This is a genomic window from Lachnoanaerobaculum saburreum DSM 3986, from assembly GCF_000185385.1.
Taxonomy (GTDB): domain Bacteria; phylum Bacillota; class Clostridia; order Lachnospirales; family Lachnospiraceae; genus Lachnoanaerobaculum; species Lachnoanaerobaculum saburreum.
In genome coordinates this window covers 610,981-627,940 of sequence record NZ_GL622296.1, presented here as the reverse complement: position 1 = coordinate 627,940, position 16,960 = coordinate 610,981, and the positions used below count along the sequence as shown (strand labels likewise).

The following is a 16,960-nucleotide window of genomic DNA, read 5'->3' as shown; positions in this document are numbered from 1 at the left end:
TCTTTTGACTTCTAAATCCATATATCATCTACCTCAAAGAACTGTCTTTAAACAAATCTAATAACCCAATTATATTATATTCTTCTAAAATCTTCTCTGATCCATTTACATAATCATACATAAAATCTCCTATCTGCTCTCAACCATATCAAGTTCATTGATATATAAGACATTTTCCATCATTTCGCTTATTCATATATTTGAAAGCTTATGATATAGTTTTCAATTCCCGAAGTTCTTCCAATCCTTCATTTTTATAAATAGTCTCAAAAACATTTTATATATTACATAGATAAAACATTCTTGAAAAATTAATACCCATCTGTACTATAATCATTTTTAAATAATTGATTCAAAGTAATTGACCCACACTCTGTTATTACTTTTTCATAACCTTTCCCTGTATCATATACAATCTTTCCTTCAAAGCTTGAACCGTCCAATCCTATGGTATCCAATTCGTCAATATAATATCCTCCATCTTTACTTATTTTCTTCATATATTCAATCAGATCATTCAGATCTTTACACTCTGTAAAACTATCCAATCTTTCGCCCTCCGATATTGTTTTAGGATATATTGTATTTCCTACGCCATCTATTCCGGAAATTCGTATGTTTCTCATATTAGCATTAAAGTTTTTAATATATCTGTTTGTATTCTTATTTTCAATAATCCTATATCTGACCAAAGAGCTAATTTTCCCATGTATATAATCTAATGTGTATTCATATACAATGTTCTCCATATTTCCATCTGCTTTTATAATCCATTTATTTCCTTTCTCATCATTACATTCAATGTCTGTCCCTAAAATATGGGATAATTTAATTACCGGAATTATTTCATAGTAATATCTCATAGCTTTTTCTTCTCTCTTTTCAGCACTATACTCAAAATATAACAATATAAAAATAACTAATATAACTAAAGAAAATACTAAAATAAATATATTAAGTCTCCTATTTTTATATACTCCCATCAAAAGCTCCTCTTTGTTTAAAATTTAAATCTAAGGAAGGGAAATCAGTATTTGATTTTGCCTCATATACTATATTCAAGCTATGTAGCAGTTGACTCTATAAGAAAGAGTTTTACGAAACAATTCCAAACATCAGGAAATTATCACAGCAGTTGGAATAGCGAATGAAGGTAACTTATGAGCCTTGAAAATCAAATATAAAACAGTGATTTTTAGTACATAGGAGTAGTACGCCCTTTTTTATAGCAATTTCTTATTTACAAATAAGATATTTTTATAAACACCTTATTTTGCGTAGTCTCTAAGTAAAATCTACTGTGGTGAATAATTCAGGATAAACAGTCTGTAACGAAATATTTATACCTTTTCTTGTCATTTCCCCTGAAAATGCTCCTGCCGGAACATATTATTCTTTTCCGCTTATATTCCCTATCTATAAAACAACATTCACAAAATTCATCAACTTTTTAAGTAACAACTTTTACTCCCAATTCTCAAATAAATCAAACAAGCTAAGCCTTCCTGAATCTCTCAATATTTTCTCTTCTCCATTATCTGATATATATGTTATTCTACCATTAAATCCCGATCCGTCTAAGCCAACCAAAGAAAGAGCATATAAATAGTATTCACCATTTTTCGTTACTTTATGCATATAATTTACCAGTTTCTCCAAATTCTTTATCTCTTTGAACTCTTCCATCCCCTCTCCCTCAGATATAGTCTTGGGTGGAATAGGATTTTCAGCTCCATTCTCACCACTTATCCTTATATGCTTCATGTTGTCATTAAAATTATCTATATATTTCTGTGTATTTTCGTTTTCTATAATTTTGTAGTTATAAAGACTGCTTTTCTTCCCTGATATATAGTCATCAATATCCCGGCTGACTATGCCGGTAAAGTCTTCATTCTGATTCGTAATCACCCAACTTTTCCCTGCATTATCACTGCATTCCAAATCCGTTCCCAGTGTATCTGCCAAAGTTACTATAGTGGATATTTCATTATAATATTTAAGTGCCTTATTTCTTCTTCTCTCATTAAAATACTCTATGCCAACTATCGCTATAAACATTAAAGCTAATATACTTGTAATTACTAGGATTATCTTAAGTTTATTTTTCTCAACCACATTCATATATTCTCCTTAGCTAAAATATTTCCATAGTATTGTAATATTTAATCAAAACTGTTTTATCATGTCCTTAATATACACTAAAAATACTATCCCTTAAAATACTATGACTTAATTGTGTTATCAGCAAAATAAATATTCAAATATTACCTACTATTATCTTTAAACAACATAGCAAGATTTAAAGTGTCATTCTCATACATAACTTTCTCTGTTCCGTCGCCTAATATATATACTATCCTACCCAGTATGTCTGACCCATTCACTCCTATAACATCCAACACTTCTATAAAATACTCTCCATCAGCAGTTTTACTACTCATATAATCAATCAATGCACTTAAATCATTACACTCATGAAACTCTCCCAATCCCTCTCCCTCAGATATTGTCTTTTTAACTATACATCCATCTTTCATGTCGCTTCTCGAGATTCTGATATTTTTCATATTATTATTAAAATTACCTATATATTTCAAAATACTTTCAGATTCTATTATTCTGTATTCATACATATGATTATTTTGCTTGGTAATATAATCCATTATATCATCACTCACTCTTCTTGTTAAATTTCCTTTTCTACCTTTTAATATACCTTTATTACCATAATTGTCACTATACTCTAAGTCTGCATCTAATACATCAGCCAAAGTTATTATTGGTATGATTTGATTATAATATCTCAATGCATTTTCCTTTCTTTTACTATTTGTATGTTCTACATAAATAAATATAAATACTAAACATATTGATATCAATAATATAGCCACATTTATTTTTTTATGCATATAGCTCTCCATTTTTTGCCTCTGCTCAATGTTAACAGTTATTTTTACAATACACACCGCCAATAGTGTTGAAAAGCATTTTCTACACTACTGCAACTTTAAATTTTTTGACTATAAATAGTTATAGTCTATTATCTTTAAATAGTATTGGTAAGTTTAAAAAATCATCTTCGTATATAACTTTTTTCGTACCGTCATCAAATCATCACCTGAAGTCATTATAAATGCACTGTTATTATAATTTTCTATGATAATATCAATAATATCTCTGTAATCAGTTCCTTTATTTTGAAATGTTCTTATATGCTTTTTCCCATCCATAAGTATACTTTGTGTCATCAAGCCTGGAGTCATATATTGAACATCTCCGTTACTTTTTATATTACAGGAAGTAACAATTCTGCAAAACAGCACTATACTCTTGTCTTCATCAGTTTTAGTAATTATTTGTGTCAGCTTTCCTCCGGATGATAAGTATTCTTCTTTGTTCGCACCACTTATAGTACCTCCGATAATTGCCCTACCATGTTTATTAGGCAAAAGTTCTGAATAAAATTCCTGTATATCAATAAACTCAAAACCGACTGTTTCTAAAAGTTCCGCTCTCACCATACACCTCCATGTATTATTTTTTCTTGCATTAAGTAGCAAATCAACTTCTAAATATCTGCTAAAAGCTTTTAATATATTCAGAAATTATCTTTATATTTTCTTTTTCAATATCACTTAAATCATTCTCACTGAAATTTTCATTTTTCTCATACCATATTTTTCTTATAAAATAGTTAAATTCCGTACTAAACTTGGGGTATATCTTTCCATGTCTTGCATATATCTCTTCACGAGCCATACATGCCGCCAACTTAGAAAGTTTTTTCAGCTTTTCTAAATTTGATGATTCACTAATAAGTTCTGTATCACTTCCATGAAAAATCTCATCATTATCATCTGTACTTATATACATACTGATTCGATTACCTTTTGAGTCATAACTGTATTTTTCTATAAATTCCTCATACTCGAGTAGTGAATTATATTCAGGATCAAAAAATACCTTCATTTCATATCCCAAATCATAGTATGCCAAATCATTAAGCCATTGAGAAACTTTAGATATTCTCCATTTATTATCCTCACACAGTTCAAAATACACCTCACCCTCACTGATTTGGGGCATATTCTCAGCTAAGATTTCACTTTTTATAAATTGTATTTGCACACATATATTTTTTTCATCTCTATTCTTTAAATAAAACTTACCATTTGTATCAATTTTATAGTACATATAATTACTTAATCCACTTCTGGATTCTCCCGACTGTGTGTTCCTTCCCCTATAAAATCCTATATCATACATCTTACACAGATAGTGGTATGCCTCATCCTTAATATAATCTCTATGATATATATACAGTTTTTCATCATCCTCAGGATTTTCAAAATAATAATCATGATATCCATCCGACTCTCTATATGATATTTCAACACCAAGTTTTTCTCTAGAGTCCATAAAATCAGAAATTTCTTTAATAATCTCTATAACTCTTTCATCACTCATTTCAGAATTGTTATCTTTATTTTCAATGGCAACGGTTTTGACTTTAAATACAAAAAGTAATATAAAACTTATACAAAATACGCTTAATAATTTATATTTCATACTCTCTTCTCCTAAAATTCTTCCAAGTGTGCCTTTATAATCTCCAAATTATGTCTTTCAATATCACTTAAATCATTTTCACTGAATTCTTTATTTTCTTTATACCAGTCCAATCCGTTGAAATAATTATATTCTATGGAATATTTCGGATATATTTTCCCATGCCTTGCATAAATCTCTTCATAAACTAAATGTGTTGCAAGCTTAGAAAGAATTCTTAATATGTACATATTACCAAATTCTTCCAACGAACCGGAACCACTATTTATCAAAATTTCATCTTTTGGAAGATATCTCAAAACCTGCATAGGTATTTTATTTCCATTTTTATCATACCCATATTCCTTAATAAAAGCTTCGTAATCTTCTTTTATATTATTTTGAGTGTCAAAAAATTCGTCTATATATTCCTCCAATTCATAGAATACCAAATCATCATACCATTGAGAAATCCTAGATATTCTCCATTTATTGTCGTCACATAAAGTGAGAAATATCTGTCCCTTATCTGTATCCGGCATACCCTCTCCAAGACTACTGTCCTTATTGAAAATCGCCTCAATACATATCTCGTTGTCTTCTCTTGACAAAATATAAAAATCTCCTGTACTGTTTAACTTATATCTGATATAACCACTGTTAAGATTTTTTTTTGCTTTTCCCATTCTTTCTCTAAATCCGGTAATTTTATACATACCCGTCAAATATTCATAGGCAGAATCTTTTATATAATTTCTGTGATATATTTCCAAGGTGTTTTCATCTTCTTTGTTCTTAAAATAGGCAAAGTTCTCCCCGTTCAAACCTTCAACATCTTCACCGGTTTCTATACCGGTATCCATAAAAGCTGTGATTTCCTTTACAAGATTTATAGCCTCTTCATTAGAAAGCGTTTCCACACCATCATTGTAATCAATAAACCTTTCTCCCTTTGCATGTAAATTTGTCCTACATCCACAACTAAGACACAATATTAAAAGTATTATAAAAACTATATATAATTTTTTATATTTCACTTTCTCCTCCTCTCCATGATGAGCTATTTGGTATATCTCAATAATCAGCACCTCCATTGTTGCAAAATCCATCAAAATACATCCAATTCTCCTTTTTCTTTTCATTTTCTTTACTTGATTCTCAATAAAACCGGTGTTCTCAACTCTTTCATTAAGTGCAATATTTATAAAATTGTCTATCTTTCTATTCCATTCATCTTCTGCTGAATTAGAGTTATTACTGCAAACTCTATTTTCATCAATATCATATATTTTCCCATCTTCACCTTGTATTTTTTCAGACTTTGCCATATGACCATCTTCATATAACATTATACTCTTATCCTGAATTATTCACCACCATAGATTTTACTTAGAAACTATAAAAAATAAGAAACAATCTTTAGGCATTTTTTATTTCCGGAGCCATATATTTGATATCGGTATTGCTTATATTAAAATTTATTGATATTATAATTGTAGTCAGTTATCTTATATAAATCTTTTGAAACAATTAAAATATTTGGTTGAATATTCAGTTATTGGAGGTAATCGTGAATAATGAAAAGAAAGTCATTGACAGTGAAGTAAATCGGTTTGACAGGATTTTAAAAGAAAGGGATGTTTTTGCAATAGCTTTCGGTGCAATGATTGGCTGGGGCTGGGTAGTGTTGGTAGGTTCATGGGTAAACAGTGCAGGGTCTTTAGGAGCTATGATATCTTTTTTGATAGCCGCCTGTATGATTATATTTGAGGGATTGGTTTATGCGGAGCTTACAAGTGCAATGCCTTTTACAGGAGGAGAACAGCAATTCAGCATGAGAGCAATGGGCAAGACAGGATCGTTTATTTGCACTTGGGGAATTATATTAAGTTATATAGGTGTTGTAGCTTTTGAAGCCTGCGCCCTGCCTTCAGTATTGCAATATATATTTCCGCATATGATGAAGGGATATATGTATACTATAGCAGGCTTTGATGTGCATGCATCCTGGGTTGCCGTCGGTTCGGCCTCAGCACTTATAATTACCGTGTTAAATATCAGGGGTGTGGAAGCGGTTGCAAAGGTGCAAAATCTGTTGACATATATAATTGCACTTATAGGTGTTGCTTTGATTGCCCTATCTGTTGCAAAGGGAAATGTAAATAACATGAATCCCTTATTTGAAGACGGCTATAAAGGGATTTTAAGTGTTACGGTAATGACACCTTTTATGTTTTTGGGATTCGGTGTAATACCGCAGGCCGCAGAGGAGATCAATGTTCCGTTCAAAAAAGTCGGAAAGATAATGATTTTTTCTATTGCTATGGCGGCAGTTTGGTATATTGCGATAATTTTTGCCGTCTCACTTGCTATGAATGCCGATGAAATGCTTTCAGCAAAACTTGTGACAGCAGATGCTATGAGAAAACTTTGTAATAATCAAAAAGTTGCGGCGGATATTGTTATAATCGGAGGTGTTGCCGGTATACTCAGCAGTTGGAATTCTTTTTTTATAGGTGGAAGCAGAGCCATATTTGCCTTATCTCAAATCAATCTTATACCGGGAGTTTTTTCAAAGCTACATAAAAAATATAAAACACCTTATATTTCAATAATTTTTATAGGTGTACTTTCAATGACGGCTCCGTTCTTCGGACATCAAATGCTTACATGGCTTACAAATGTAGGAAGTTTCGGTGCTGTACTTGCATACTTTTTTGTTGCACTCTCTTTTATTCTTCTGCGGAAAAATGAACCTGATATGAAAAGACCTTACAAGGTCAGATTCCCAAAACTTGTAGGAACCATGGCGGTTATTTTGACCGGTGCTATGCTTATACTTTATTTGCCCGGATTACCGTCAGGATTTTCTAAAGAAGAACTTATAATCGCAGCATTATGGATACTGCTTGGTATTGTCTGCTATATAATCTCAAGCACAAAACATAGGTAAATAACATTGTAATAAGTAAAGCAAAGGGCATTACTATGCCCTTTGCTTTAAAATAATATAGAAGATATCAATTACATCAAACTTAAGAATAATTCTTTAATCTCTTCAAACTTCGGATCTCTCGGATTGCCCGGTCTGCAAGCATCATCCATAGCCGACTGTGACAAGAAGTCCACATCCTCAGGTTTTACAATTTCTTTCAAATCCTTCGGAATACCTACATCCTCTGAAAGCTTCTTTACAGCATCCACAGCAGCCTTTTTATACTCCGCTTCGCTCATTTTCTCTGTGCCTTCCACTCCCATAGCCTTAGCTACATCTCTGAGTTTCTCGCCGACCGCATCTGCATTATATTCCATAACTGTAGGAAGGATGATAGCATTTGCCACTCCATGAGGTGTATCATATAATGCACCCAGCCCATGTGCCATTGAATGAACTATACCAAGTCCACAGTTTGAAAATCCCATTCCTGTAAGATACTGACCTACAGCCATACCTTCTCTACCCTCGGCAGTGTTTTCTACCGCACCGCGAAGTGATTTTGCTATAAGCTCAATAGCCTTTAAGTTAAACATATCTGTAATTACATTAGCACCCTTTGTAGTATATCCCTCTATAGCATGTGTAAGTGCATCCATACCCGTTGATGCTGTAAGCCCTTTCGGCATACTTGACATCATATCAGGATCTACAAATGCCACTACAGGAATATCATGTGCATCTACACAGACAAATTTTCTTTTCTTCTCAACATCTGTAATAACATAGTTTATAGTTACCTCTGCCGCCGTACCTGCTGTGGTAGGTATTGCAAATATCGGAACGCTTGGATTCTTTGTAGGTGAAAGTCCCTCAAGACTTCTTACATCTTCAAACTCAGGATTTGCAATGATTATACCGACAGCCTTTGAGGTATCCATAGATGAGCCTCCGCCGATAGCTATTATATAGTCCGCTCCTGATTTTTTGAAAGCTTCCACTCCGGTTTGAACATTCTCAATAGTAGGATTTGCCTTGATATTGGAATACAATTCATACTCAAGTCCCTCTTTATCAAGTAAATCAGTAACCTTCTTTGTTACATTAAACTTAACAAGATCAGGATCCGAACAGATAAACGCCTTCTTAAATCCGCGAAGCTTTGCCTCTGCCGGAACATTTAAGATTGCGCCCTTTCCATGATAAGATGTCTCGTTTAATACAATTTTGTTAGCCATAATGAATCCCCCTAATTTTGTTATACAACGCCCTTTTGTAACATTATATTGCCATACAGCGCTTCTTCCGATGTGGCAATTATCAAATATGCTTTTCTTGCTTCCTCATAAAACTGAAATCTTTCAATTCCACCCATTATATCTTCTCTATTGTCATATTTTGACACTATCTTCTTAAACTCATCCCAAATAGGTGTTTCTACAGTATCTCCCGGTACCTTTTCCATTATTCTTACCGGATGTTCGTCATAAGTATCAAGCGGGAAAAGCTTCAAAATCGCATCAAGTATCTCACATACTCCATGACCGTCCATCCTTATGATATGGGCATTCTTCCCCACACTATGTGTGGGGAAATTGCCGTCCGCAATTACAAGCCTGTCAGAATGACCCATTTCACAAAGGTATTTCAAAAGTTCCGGTGAAATTATTTTAGGTATACCTTTCAGCATAAACGCCTCTATTCATAAAGACATGGAGCAATCTTAGGATCTTCCATGTTATCCTTGTTATACCATAATGCACCTGTATCAACATCTGATACACTCTCACCGTTTGCAGCCTTTACTGCAAGCTCTACCGCCTTATATCCGATTTGAACAGGATCCTGTGTTACACTGCCTGCAAATAAACCGTCTTTGATTGCTTGAAGCTGCTTCTTACCTGCATCAAATCCTACTGCAACAACTTTGCCGTCACCGATCTTATCAAGACCTTCATTAGCTGTAATGATTGCATTTGCTGCAAACTCGTTTGAACCGTAGATTGCAATAAGGTCTGACTTCTCTAAGATTGCCGATGCCACCGCTGCCGCATCCGCATCCTTTACTTCTGCCGGGATACCTACATCAATAACTACAGGAGCGCCGCTCTTTTCCGCCTTTAAGCTGTCATGTCCTTCTACAGAAACCTTATCTTCTCCGATATTCTTCTTCATCTCCTCAACAAATCCCTTTGTTCTCTCAACAATTGACTGTGAGTTTGACTCCTGTGCAACAACACCGATTCTTACTGTACCTGAAGCGCCGTCAATCTTATCTTTGATAAGCTTGTATGTCTCATCAGCTGCCAGTTTTCCCGCCTCTAAGTTGTTTGTAGATGCATTTGCCTTGATTGCTCCTGCCGGTGCATCAGGAACACCTGAATCAAAACCGATAATCGGAATGCCTGCATCCATTGCTGTCTGAATTGAACCTAAGCTTGCCTGTGTATCAAGTGCCGCAAAGCATATAGCTGCCGGTTTTTGTGCAATTGCCGCATCCAAGTACTCAATCTGCTGTGCAATTGCAGACTCATTGTCAGGTCCCTGGAAAGTTACTTCTGCACCTAATTCAGTACCTGCCTGCATTGCTCCCTTTTCTACAGCCTTCCAGAATTGATGCTGGAATCCCTTTGCAATAACATTGATCTTCTTTCCGCCTGCACTCGCCTCTGTCTTTGAAGCATCTGCCTTTGAACTGTCCGCTGCTGCCGCTGTGGTCTTATCAGCCTCACTTGAACCGCTGTTTGAGCCGCCTCCACATCCTGCAAGTGATATTGCCATCAAACCTGCTACTGCAACTGCCAAAAATCTCTTCTTCATAATTTCCTCCTTATTAACCCTTTCTTTTTCTATTTAAGATATCCATATACACAGCGAATACCAATATGATTCCTGTGATAAAGAGCTGATAGTGTGACTGTACTCCGATATATGGGAAACCGATCTTAAGTACTGTCATAATAAATACACCGATTATGGTTCCTACTATTGAACCTACACCGCCTGAAAGTGATGTACCGCCGATAACTACACCTGCGATAGCATCAAGCTCAAATCCGTTACCTGTATTCGGCTGTGCTGTTGAGAATACCGCTACATATGCAAGTCCTGCAAGTGCCGCAAACAGACCTGAGAACACATATGCCAAAGTCTCATATTTCTTTACATCAATACCTGAAAGTCTGGTAGCTTCTTTATTTGAGCCGATTGAAAGTATATATCTTCCAAGTCTTGTCTTATTAAGCACTATTGCCATTACTACAGCACATACCGCTAAAAGTATAAATCCTGTAGGAAAGTTCTTCGGCAGCACGCCACCGTCTTTTGTCACCATAAATATCTCTCTAAACCATGCACCTGCACTGTTTCCCTGTGGAAATGAGATTGTCTTTGTCTGTGACACTATTGAACCAAGTCCTCTTGATACCATCATAGTTCCGAGAGTGGCTATAAATGCCGGCAGTTCAAAATGTGATACCAAAATACCGTTTATAAGTCCGAAGATTCCACCTACCGCAAGCATTATCAAAATGACAATAAACATCGGTGTTCCCTTTTCCATAAAGGTTCCGCCTATAAGTGCGGAACATATAGCTACCGTACCTATTGACAGGTCAATTCCTCCTGTAGCGATAACAAAGGTAACTCCGATTGCCATAAATGCTACATAGTATGCCGACTTTGAAATATTGGTAAATGTTGTAGGTTGTAAGAACTTGTTTGTCAGTAATGAAAAAACTATACATATCAATACCAGTGCAGCAATAACTACCGCCTGCTGGTTTGAAAAAATCTTTTTTAAGTTCATTATTTTGCCCCCTGTCTATTTGTTGCACATGTCATGATTCCCTCCTGACTGGCCTCAGATATATCAAGGCATCCTGTTATTCTGCCCTCACACATTACAATGACCCTGTCACTCATTCTAAGCACTTCAGGTAACTCTGAAGAAATCATTATAATAGATTTGCCTTCTTTAACCAATCTTTCCATCAAATCATATATTTCACTCTTTGCACCTACATCAATACCTCTTGTAGGCTCATCAAATATAAGTATCTCAGAATCCTTTACAAGCCACTTTGCTATAACTACCTTCTGCTGATTACCGCCTGAAAGTTTCTTTATAATCTGCTTTACATTCGGTGTCTTGGTCTTCAATTCCTGAACATACTTTTCACTGACAGTTTTTTCCTTTCCTCCGTCTATAAACAGTCCTTTTGTAAACTTTTCCAGTGAAGAAAGTGTTGTATTTTCTTCTACCGACTTATCTACAAGCAGACCGAATCTCTTTCTGTCCTCTGACAGATATCCGATACCGGCATTCACGGCATCTTTAGTGGATTTTATACTGACTTCCCTGCCATGTATAAAAATTTTCCCCGAATCCATAGGATCCGCTCCGAATATAAGTCTTGCAACTTCAGTTCTTCCTGCACCCATCAGTCCTGAAAATCCGAGTATTTCACCTTTTCTAAGTTCAAAGGAAACATCCTTTACATGCTTTCCTCTGTTCAGATTTTCACATTTAAGAACAACTTCCGCATCGGCACCGACATCGGATTTGGTCTTCGGATCCATAAATACAGTTCTTCCGACCATCATCTTTATGATATCATCCTTGGTACATTCCTTAGTCACCAAAGTTCCTACATATTCTCCGTCTCTCATAACAATAACCTTGTCTGAGATAACATTGATTTCATCCATTCTATGTGAAATATATATTATTCCTGTGCCTTTAGCCTTAAGATCGTTTATAACTTTGAAAAGCTCCTCAATCTCAGAGTCTGTAAGAGCTGCTGTAGGCTCATCAAATACAATCACTTTTGCATTGGTTGAAATAGCTTTTGCAATCTCGACCATCTGCTGCTTTCCTACAGTCAGGTTTCCTATCTTTACATTAGGATTTATATCCACATTAAGCTTTTTAAACAGCTCCTTTGCATCTTCCGCCATCTTTGCATCATCTATAAAGAAACCTTTTTTTCTTTCCTTACCGATAAAAAGATTCTGTGCTACTGTCAAATCATTCATCATATTCAGCTCTTGATGAACTATTGCAATACCCGCCTCTTCAGATTCCGATACCGACTTATACTCCACCTCTTTTCCTTCAAAGGTGACCGTACCTTCATCTTTAGAGTATATACCTGTTAAAATCTTCATAAGAGTGGACTTTCCGGCACCGTTTTCACCCATCAGTGCCACCACCTCACTCTTATTAAGTTCAAGTTCGGCATTTTTCAGTGCTGCAACACCGGAGAAAGATTTTTTTATATTTTTCATTGTGAGTAATGCTGACATAAAATCTCCCTCCTATTTTTCTTTAACACTTACCCTCTGACCATATGTTTTAAATTTTTCCGCCATCAAAGTCATCTCTTCATGAGGCAATATTACAGGCTCTCCGATTGCCTTTGCTTTAGTATAAACCTCTGCACAGTACTCAACTTCTTCTATTATATTGAATGCGTTAAGCAGATCATTTGCACCTGCAAGTATTCCATGGTTTGCCAGTATAACGGCTTTTCTGTCTTTCATAGCTTCAAAAGCGTTCTTAGCTAATTCCGGGCTTCCGTATGTGGCATATTTAGCCACTCTTACATTCTCACCTGCCACTGCAATCATATAATGTGTTGCAGGCAAGTCTTCTCTTAAGCATGCCATAACTGTTGCATACATTGTATGTGCATGAATTACGGCATCAATATCATATCTATACTTATACGGCATTACATGCATTGCCCACTCTGATGACGGTACTCTGTTTCCTTCTATTATATTTCCGTCCACATCTATGATAACGATATCCTCAGGCTGTATCTCAAAGAAGTCTATTCCTGAAGGAGTGATTGCTACATGTCCGTTTTTTCTGTCAAATATACTTAAGTTACCGCCTGTACCCTTGGTAAGACCTGCTTCTACCAATTTCTTTCCGTACTCTATTAAAAGCAGTCTTTCCTTCTCCATCAACATAATCTTTCCCCTTTACTATAAAGAGGGCATGTACTGCCCTCCTGTATTTGATTTTTATTTATAAAGCGGACCATAGTAAGCACATGCTCTGTAGTCCTGTCCCTCTAAGTCGGCTGTTCCGAATCCGTTAAATGAATGAGGTCTGAATATTCTCTCTTCCTCTACATTGTGGAATGCTACAGGTATTCTAAGCATTGAAGCAAGTGTAAGAAGTCTGTCTCCTACATGTCCTTCTACCGTTGCACCATGGTTTGCACCCCATTTTGCCATAACATTGTATACTGAATCTGCCGCACCTACGCCGATCTTCGGAGCAAACCATGTTGTTGGCCAAGTCTTGCTTGTTCTCTCGTCAAGTATTCTATGTACATCTTCATCAAGTACACAGGTATGTCCTTCTATTACCTGAAGTGTAGGTCCTACACCCTCAACAATATTTACTCTGATCATTGTTACAGGCATCTCTGCCGATGTCTTAAAATGTGATGAGAAACCGCCGCCTCTAAAGTACTCATAATCGGCTCTGCACCAGTCTGTAGCTTCACAGCAAGCTTTGATATCCTCATCACTAAGATTCCACCACTCTTTCATAGTTCCGTTGCCGTTCTCATCCTTAGCGGCAGCACTTGCATCAAGACAGCTCGCACCTGAGTTGATAAGGTGGATAATACCGTTCTTAGCATATCCGCTAAGTTCCTTACCGCTTACTCTCTTTACAGCATCCGGTGACCAGTATGTTCTTACATCTGAGAAGATTGGAGCCTTTCCTGTAGAAAGCCATCCGAACATCATAGCAATACCGTTTAATGTATCATTCTCCGTTGCAAACGGAGTAGGCATCTTCTTACCGTTCCAGTTAAATCCTGAAGCCATAACAGCCTCTGTAAAGTCTGCATTTGGAAGCCAGTCTGTCCACATTCTCTGTCCCTGGAATCCGCCCGCGATACCGTTTCTTCCAAGTGATTCCTCATGCCAACCAAGCTTGGCAAGCTTCGGATTTCCTTCTAAGATATCTCTTACCACCATTGCATGCTTTACACAAAAAGCCCACTGCTCGTCATCCTTAATATATCTTGACCTCTTTATAATCTCAGGGAAGTCCTTACCTGCATTGATATCCATACCTTCTTTGCAGTATTCCTTTACCCATGCAAAAGCTCTTTCAAACTCTTCCGGATCATATATTCCAAGTGTGATTCTTCTAAGAACCTCTGTCATATCAACCCACTCGGTTCTCATTCCGAGATACTTCTGTAAAAAGTCTACATTTACCACACTTCCTGCAATACCCATGGATACCGCACCGATATTTACATAGGACTGATTTTTCATAATTCCGACTGAAACAGCACCTCTTGCAAAGTCTAAAATCTTCTTTGCAACATCAGGAGTAATACTTTCATCATCCTTATCCTGAACTTCCGTTCCATAGATTGAGAATGCCGGAAGTCCTCTCTGTGCATATGCCGCCATAACTGCCGCAAGATAAACCGCACCCGGTCTTTCTGTTCCGTTAAATCCCCATACAGCCTTTATTGTATTAGGGTTCAAATCCATTGTTTCTGTTCCATAGCACCAGCATGGTGTAACTGTAAGAGTTCCTATTACATTCTGATTTGCAAAAAACTCTTCACAGACGGCAGCTTCTGCACCGCCTCCTATAGTTGTAGGTGAAATAACCACTTCCACCTTTTCTCCGTCAGGATATCTGAGGTTATCTTCTATAAGCTTAGCCGCTCTTTTTGCCATGTTCATTGTCTGTTCTTCAAGGGACTCTCTAACGCCGCCCCATCTGCCGTCGATTGTAGGTCTGATTCCTATCTTTGGATGATTCATATTTCCCTCCTTATTTTGAATCTATTCTTTTTATCTCACATGATCCTAAGATCAATTCAATACCGTTTTTTAAGTCTTTCACTTCCTTCAAATGTAGTAATGAAAGAAGTATATTTCCAAGGGCTGAACTCTCATAAGGTCCCGCCTTTACCTCTACCCACATTTTATCTGCAATCATAGATGTAAGTACGCTTGACTTTGCACCGCCCCCGATGATATGAATTTTCTTAAAACTCTTATTTAAAATCTTTTCTATATCGGATTTCACTTCAATATACTTATCTACCATGCTCTCATATATAATTGCAAAGTAGTCAAAGTCATCTTGTGGAATCTTATCTCCGTTATTTTCAATAAATTTATCTATTTCAGTCTTTACATCAATACTTTCTCTTGCAAAAACTTCAGCATCCATATCTATAAGCGGAAGATTCTTATCCAAGCATTTTACATAATCGCTTATTTCATCAAATGAAATTTTTCTGTCAAGCTTTTTTTCAAGCTGTGATTTATATTTTTCAAGCAGATAAAGACCTGTGATATTTTTAAAGAACATAGGCTTTGAGTTAAACCCAAGTTCATTTGTCAGATTGTTCTCATATGCTTTATCATTTATGATACATTTATCCACTGCACTTCCTATCAATGACCATGTACCGCAACTTAAAAACATACTGTCCTCGTCAAGGAAACTGTCTGTCATTAAAAGTGCACTTGCAGTATCATGTGTACATACAGGTATCACATCAATATCAAGACTTCTTAGTGCCTCTATCTTTGAATCCCTTGTACTGCCGATCGCCTCTGTAGCTTTTACAATTTCAGGAACCAAACTCTTTTTAAGTTCAAGTTTTTCAAATATAGTATCTGAAACCTTTCTCTGTCCCATATCATAAAGCCCCGTTGTAGACCAGATAGTTTCTTCACCTATCTTCTTACCTGTAAGCATATAAAAGATTAAATCCGGCATCATAAGCATCTTATCCGCTTTTTCATATATATCAGGGTTCAGCTTTTTAAGTGTGAGAAGCTGAAATACTGTATTTATAGTCATTATCTGATTGCCGCTGTTTTTAAATATTTCAAGCTCGCTCATTTTTTCTTTGGCTGCTTCTCTCCCTATAGAATACTTCTCATCTCTATAGGAAAACGGAGTATCTATAAGTTCTCCGTTCTTATCAAGTACTCCAAAGTCAACCCCCCATGTATCAATACCTATACATGACACATCTTTGTTCTCAATAATTGTATCCGCTATCTTATTTAAAATCGTATCAAAGTCCCAATACAGTCTGCCGTTTTTATTTTTTATACTGTGAGACATTCTCATAACTTCCTCTGTTATAAGCTTTCCTCCCTCAATATATCCGACAATACCTCTGATGGAAGTTGCTCCCATATCAAAAGCCAATACTTTGTTCATACTTCACCAACTTTCAACAATAAATTGGTAATGCTTTAGAAATATTTCATCCGTTTATCAAAAAATTAAAGCTCAATAACTTTATTTTGGTTTCTATTTCATATCTCTAAAGCACTATCGAAAATATTTTTCAGTAAATACAATATATCATACTTAATAATAAAAATATATATATGGATATATTCTTGAATACTTTTTTTTATTTTATGATATAATGTTCATATGTGAACTTTTTT

15 protein-coding genes are annotated in these 16,960 nt (G+C 35.7%); 1 reads left to right on the top strand and 14 read right to left on the bottom strand.

The genetic code is table 11. The features are described from left to right. Positions 1-311: 311 nt before the first annotated feature. The 6 genes from HMPREF0381_RS03025 to HMPREF0381_RS02995 form a co-directional block, all read right to left on the bottom strand. The gene (locus tag HMPREF0381_RS03025) at positions 312-983 is read right to left on the bottom strand and encodes a hypothetical protein (RefSeq protein WP_008750397.1); all 672 of its coding nucleotides are present in this window, start codon (positions 981-983) and stop codon (positions 312-314) included. A gap of 481 nt (positions 984-1,464) precedes the next feature. After that, complete coding sequence (locus HMPREF0381_RS03020) at positions 1,465-2,124, bottom strand: hypothetical protein (RefSeq protein ID WP_008750396.1); 660 nt, start codon at positions 2,122-2,124, stop codon at positions 1,465-1,467. A gap of 143 nt (positions 2,125-2,267) precedes the next feature. Beyond that, positions 2,268-2,912 (bottom strand): hypothetical protein, encoded by a 645-nt coding sequence (locus tag HMPREF0381_RS03015; RefSeq protein ID WP_242824384.1) that lies wholly within the window; start codon positions 2,910-2,912, stop codon positions 2,268-2,270. Between the two features lie 156 nt (positions 2,913-3,068). Then, on the bottom strand, positions 3,069-3,524 hold the full coding sequence (locus HMPREF0381_RS15265; protein ID WP_008750394.1) for an OTU domain-containing protein: 456 nt from the start codon (positions 3,522-3,524) through the stop codon (positions 3,069-3,071). Positions 3,525-3,582: 58 nt separating this feature from the next. After that, the gene (locus HMPREF0381_RS03000; RefSeq protein WP_008750393.1) at positions 3,583-4,572 is read right to left on the bottom strand and encodes a YARHG domain-containing protein; all 990 of its coding nucleotides are present in this window, start codon (positions 4,570-4,572) and stop codon (positions 3,583-3,585) included. A gap of 11 nt (positions 4,573-4,583) precedes the next feature. Continuing rightward, the gene (locus tag HMPREF0381_RS02995; protein WP_008750392.1) at positions 4,584-5,900 is read right to left on the bottom strand and encodes a YARHG domain-containing protein; all 1,317 of its coding nucleotides are present in this window, start codon (positions 5,898-5,900) and stop codon (positions 4,584-4,586) included. A 221-nt stretch (positions 5,901-6,121) separates the two neighbouring features. On the opposite strand from HMPREF0381_RS02995, the gene HMPREF0381_RS02990 reads away from it, so the two are divergent. Beyond that, positions 6,122-7,504, top strand: a complete 1,383-nt coding sequence (locus HMPREF0381_RS02990) for an APC family permease (RefSeq protein ID WP_008750391.1) — start codon at positions 6,122-6,124, stop codon at positions 7,502-7,504. A gap of 71 nt (positions 7,505-7,575) precedes the next feature. On the opposite strand, the gene fucO is transcribed toward HMPREF0381_RS02990, so the two are convergent. From fucO to HMPREF0381_RS02950, 8 genes are read right to left on the bottom strand one after another with little or no spacing between them, the layout of a single operon-like run. Then, complete coding sequence (gene fucO, locus HMPREF0381_RS02985) at positions 7,576-8,724, bottom strand: lactaldehyde reductase (RefSeq protein WP_008750390.1); 1,149 nt, start codon at positions 8,722-8,724, stop codon at positions 7,576-7,578. 20 nt (positions 8,725-8,744) lie between these two features. Next, positions 8,745-9,176, bottom strand: a complete 432-nt coding sequence (locus tag HMPREF0381_RS02980; RefSeq protein WP_008750389.1) for an RbsD/FucU family protein — start codon at positions 9,174-9,176, stop codon at positions 8,745-8,747. Between the two features lie 8 nt (positions 9,177-9,184). Then, positions 9,185-10,306, bottom strand: a complete 1,122-nt coding sequence (locus HMPREF0381_RS02975; RefSeq protein ID WP_008750388.1) for an ABC transporter substrate-binding protein — start codon at positions 10,304-10,306, stop codon at positions 9,185-9,187. Between the two features lie 13 nt (positions 10,307-10,319). Then, positions 10,320-11,294 (bottom strand): ABC transporter permease, encoded by a 975-nt coding sequence (locus HMPREF0381_RS02970; protein ID WP_008750387.1) that lies wholly within the window; start codon positions 11,292-11,294, stop codon positions 10,320-10,322. After that, positions 11,294-12,793 (bottom strand): sugar ABC transporter ATP-binding protein, encoded by a 1,500-nt coding sequence (locus tag HMPREF0381_RS02965; RefSeq protein ID WP_008750386.1) that lies wholly within the window; start codon positions 12,791-12,793, stop codon positions 11,294-11,296. The genes HMPREF0381_RS02970 and HMPREF0381_RS02965 overlap by 1 nt, the downstream gene beginning before the upstream one ends. 12 nt (positions 12,794-12,805) lie before the next feature. Continuing rightward, positions 12,806-13,465: an L-fuculose-phosphate aldolase gene (locus HMPREF0381_RS02960; protein ID WP_008750385.1), complete on the bottom strand. Its 660-nt coding sequence runs from the start codon at positions 13,463-13,465 to the stop codon at positions 12,806-12,808. Between the two features lie 54 nt (positions 13,466-13,519). Further along, complete coding sequence (locus HMPREF0381_RS02955) at positions 13,520-15,301, bottom strand: L-fucose isomerase (protein ID WP_008750384.1); 1,782 nt, start codon at positions 15,299-15,301, stop codon at positions 13,520-13,522. Positions 15,302-15,311: 10 nt separating this feature from the next. After that, positions 15,312-16,724 carry a rhamnulokinase gene (locus HMPREF0381_RS02950; protein ID WP_008750383.1) on the bottom strand — a complete coding sequence of 471 codons (1,413 nt, stop codon included), beginning with the start codon at positions 16,722-16,724 and terminating at the stop codon, positions 15,312-15,314. Positions 16,725-16,960 lie beyond the last annotated feature (236 nt).